Genomic DNA, 3397 nt, shown 5'->3' on the forward strand with positions numbered 1-3397 from the left:
GTAAAAAGCAAGATGCCCGCGAAACGCGGGCATCTTGAGTGTCACAGGCAAGCAAACATCACACTCGTTCAAGCACTATCACGCTTGAAACCGAGTTTTGCAGAGGTTCCCTAATGCTTGATCTGAAAGCGCTAGCAGCTATCAAATTTGAATGAAGGCTGCTCACATTGGCCACGCATCTGGCGTGAGAGCGATGATCACGGCCGCGACTACCAGGCAGAAAAGGCCGAAGGCTGTCAGTGCCCACTGAAGAGCGATCAGCAGGGCGGTGCCGTTGCCGGTTTGCGAGTGGCTGCTCATTTCACAGGCCTCCTTGCTCGCGCAGGCGCTGCACAAGGTCGTCATCGACAGGGTGGTTTTGGGTCGCGGGGTGCATGGCTGTCTCCGTTGGACAAAGAAAAAGCCCGCGAGCGATTGCTGCGGGCTTGAATAAAGAGCCGTTGACCTTTCGGGTCATGCCTGGGGAAGAAGGTGAGAGGGAGGGAGGAGATAACTCCTAGGCTCGGCTGAAAAGGGTAGATGGCGCAGCCGCTTGAGGGCCAAGCTATGCGCACTTGGATTTAAGGAAAGATTGCTGCGCCATCTGGTGTGACCACTGTTTGCCAACAACGCGGAGGCCGCGCTGAAGATCCTCATCACCGCTTGCTCTGGCTAACTCCAGAGATCAAACGTACCCGCTAGAGTGGTCACGCCGGATGGCCCCGCTATAGCCCTGCGGGAGAGGGCACATGCATGCCGCATGCTGGCGAATCGCTCACATTTCAGATTCTCCAGACATAAAAAAAGCCATCCGAAGATGGCTAAAGCATTGATTCATTTGGTGAGCTCAGTGATCCAATGGTTCTGGTTGAACCACTCGTTCAGACTCCGGATCTTGAGGAATCTCAGGGTCATTGTGCGGCACTTTTGGTGGATCTGGCTCTTGGTCCGTACCTGGTTTCAATGGCTCCTGATTGGGATACGGTTCTCCAACCGGGTCCATCTCTTCGTCCTCAGGATATGAGGGTTGGGGGGAGGTCGCTTTGATCATCTCTGCTCCCTTATTTGCGCTCAGCAGCTGACGCTTTAGAGGCCTTATCGGCTTTAACCGAGTGTGGCCCTTTATTGTTCTTGTGTTGCTGCTCAGCAATGATGGTTGGCTCAGAGGCAACCCCTTCGCCGGGTGCCTTAGTTGCATTCTTAGGCTGCGAATGCTTTGCTGCGTTGGAATCGCTGGATTTCATGACAGCTCCTTGAATGCCTGCCCTGGCATCTCTTAGGGCAGGGCAGGAGTGACAGCAGATATCACTGGGACTGACCAGTTAGTGCTGATCAGTCTGCTTGCGATTTAGGTTTTACTGCTGTTGCTGGCTCTGCTGGTCAGACTGCTTCTGTTGCCCAGGATTGTTTTGCTGCTGTTGCTGTCCTGGGCGCTGGTTCTCTTGCTGCTGATTGGGGTTTTGTTGTTGCTGCTGACCAGGCTGCTGTTGGTTGGCGTTTTGCTGATTGGTTTGCTGATTCATGACGAAGCTCCTTAAGTTAAATCGACAAGTCCGAATGACCTGCCTTGTCTTTAGGATGGTCGTCGAATAAGTGTTGAGCTGTAGTCACATACCGACAATGTATTGTCTTTATGTAAGTGGATGCTAACGCCCTTATCCTTGATGTTGCTGGAGATGTGCTGAATCATTTGGATACATCAACTGCAATGTCGTTATTTGCTTTGCTCTGATTTGTGCTCAAACCACAGCCCTGCTACAAGGCTCCGGTTTGCGCCTCTGATCCCGTTCAGGCAGGCGACTGCTGCTTGCCCGCGGTGGGTTCTCGCGACATCTGACTTGGCTTCTGCCGGCAGATCACGGGAAAAGGAATTGCGCTCATGGATTCCACGCTTGCCCATGGCTTAGCCAGAGACCACACTTGACTGGTCTCATTTGGATGGAGGTCTTATGGCAATACCTCATGCATCCCCATGCGAAGTGATCAATGTGCGACCGCTGGCTGGGTTGCTCTCTTCCGCAAAGACAAGCGCAATCTTTAAGTCGCGCGACCTTGAGCTCATCAGGCTGGTACTGAGGGCAGGGCAGTCGCTCCCGCCACATAAGGTGCCTGGAGACATAACCGTGCACTGTCTTGAAGGGCGACTAGAGATAAGCAGTGGAAGCTGCAAGTCAACGCTAAGCGCAGGAGAAATGCTTTTCCTCACAGGAGACACGGAGCATGCAGTTCTCGCTTTGGCGGACTCGAATTCGCTGGTGACCATCGCTCTCAAGTAAGCTCAGCCTTGCAAGAAAAGCAGTGGTTTGTACCCTGAGCTCGCTTAGCCAGGCGAATGACGCTTTGTGGATCTGGTCCGGCAGGGCTTGATACTTGTTCCAAGTGCTTCGTTCAGCGCTTAGTGCCAACCTGCTCTCGCTACATCTTCGGGCTTTTTCCAACGCCGCCGCTTCCCTGATGGCTTCGCTTAAGCCCTGCGAAGAAGGCGCATACAAGCTTCATGCTGATGAATCACGCATATTTCAATCTATCCAGGCGCAAAAAAACCACCTCATGGGTGGCTGGTGAAAGAAAACCGTATTTCTCGTGGCGCTGATCGCTGAGTTGCTATTACTGCTTTCGCTGCTGCTGTTGCTCTTCCCTGTTTTGCTTGAGGGGGACAAGAGGTTGGCCTTGTTGTTCTGGAGCTGCGACCCCGTCCGTAAAAAAGAACATCAGCTTCAAGGTATCCCAAAAAGATGGTGTTGAAATGGGGATAGGGTTACCTGACAAATAGATCTCCGGTCTAAGGTGGCTGGTCGAGATTGACTGCCTTGACCCACGGTACTCTTTTTAAAGACCTTAAACGGTGCCCTTGAAAAATACACGTCAGCCATATCGCATATCGGCAATCGCGATCAGTCAGTGATGCCGCGGTCACGCAGTGCTTCAGTCTCCTAGGTTTACTCCGCATCCTCGATCAGCAGCACGCCGTCAGGTCCATAGACATTGCGCTGGGGCGCGCCCATGGCTTGCTCAATGCGCTCGACTCTGTAGCCGTGTCGCTGCCAGATTTCGGTGGCGTTAATGCGTGTCATGGATTCACTTTACTCAAACCGAAGCCCTGCAAGCAAGGCTTTGGTTTGCGTCCTGATGTCGCTCAGGAGCTGGCGCTGCTTGCGCAGTGGGCTTTTCTTTTCTTGGCAACCCGGTTTGCCTCACCTATTCAGCCGTATACCGCGCTTTGGCGGACTGACTCGGGCAGGACTACCCGTGCAGAGCAGCGGCCATGTATTGACCCAGCGGTTTCTGCACAGGTCAGGCCGCTAATGCAAATGCCACAGCGGGAGTTTTCATCTTCAGCGCCTGGTGGGGACGCTGATGGTTATAGAAGCTGATCCAGTCGCTGATGACACGGCTGGCATGCTGCAAGCTCTCGAAA

5 protein-coding genes are annotated in these 3397 nt (G+C 53.4%); all 5 read right to left on the reverse strand.

Translation table 11 applies throughout. The features are described from left to right. Positions 1 to 162: 162 nt before the first annotated feature. The 5 genes from AC2I9W_RS17560 to AC2I9W_RS17580 all read right to left on the reverse strand — a co-directional run bounded on the left by AC2I9W_RS17560 (position 163) and on the right by AC2I9W_RS17580 (position 3387). Entirely contained in the window at positions 163 to 300 is a 138-nt protein-coding gene (locus tag AC2I9W_RS17560) for a hypothetical protein (protein WP_486411200.1), read from the reverse strand. Between the two features lie 740 nt (positions 301 to 1040). Next, complete coding sequence (locus AC2I9W_RS17565; protein ID WP_486411201.1) at positions 1041 to 1223, reverse strand: hypothetical protein; 183 nt, start codon at positions 1221 to 1223, stop codon at positions 1041 to 1043. Positions 1224 to 1334: 111 nt separating this feature from the next. After that, on the reverse strand, positions 1335 to 1502 hold the full coding sequence (locus AC2I9W_RS17570; protein WP_486411202.1) for a hypothetical protein: 168 nt from the start codon (positions 1500 to 1502) through the stop codon (positions 1335 to 1337). A gap of 1416 nt (positions 1503 to 2918) precedes the next feature. Continuing rightward, positions 2919 to 3053: a hypothetical protein gene (locus AC2I9W_RS17575; protein WP_486411203.1), complete on the reverse strand. Its 135-nt coding sequence runs from the start codon at positions 3051 to 3053 to the stop codon at positions 2919 to 2921. 220 nt (positions 3054 to 3273) lie between these two features. Next, positions 3274 to 3387, reverse strand: coding sequence for an integrase core domain-containing protein (locus tag AC2I9W_RS17580; protein ID WP_486411204.1), 114 nt, complete (start codon positions 3385 to 3387; stop codon positions 3274 to 3276). Positions 3388 to 3397: the final 10 nt, after the last annotated feature.

It is taken from the genome of Comamonas sp. FUJ_7 (genome assembly GCF_057369555.1).

Coding starts and splice junctions, on each gene's coding strand:
- AC2I9W_RS17570 (WP_486411202.1), bottom strand. CDS start 1,502: ATGAATCAGCAAACCAATCAGCAAAACGCCAACCAACAGCAGCCTGGT.
- AC2I9W_RS17565 (WP_486411201.1), bottom strand. CDS start 1,223: ATGAAATCCAGCGATTCCAACGCAGCAAAGCATTCGCAGCCTAAGAAT.
- AC2I9W_RS17560 (WP_486411200.1), bottom strand. CDS start 300: ATGAGCAGCCACTCGCAAACCGGCAACGGCACCGCCCTGCTGATCGCT.
- AC2I9W_RS17575 (WP_486411203.1), bottom strand. CDS start 3,053: ATGACACGCATTAACGCCACCGAAATCTGGCAGCGACACGGCTACAGA.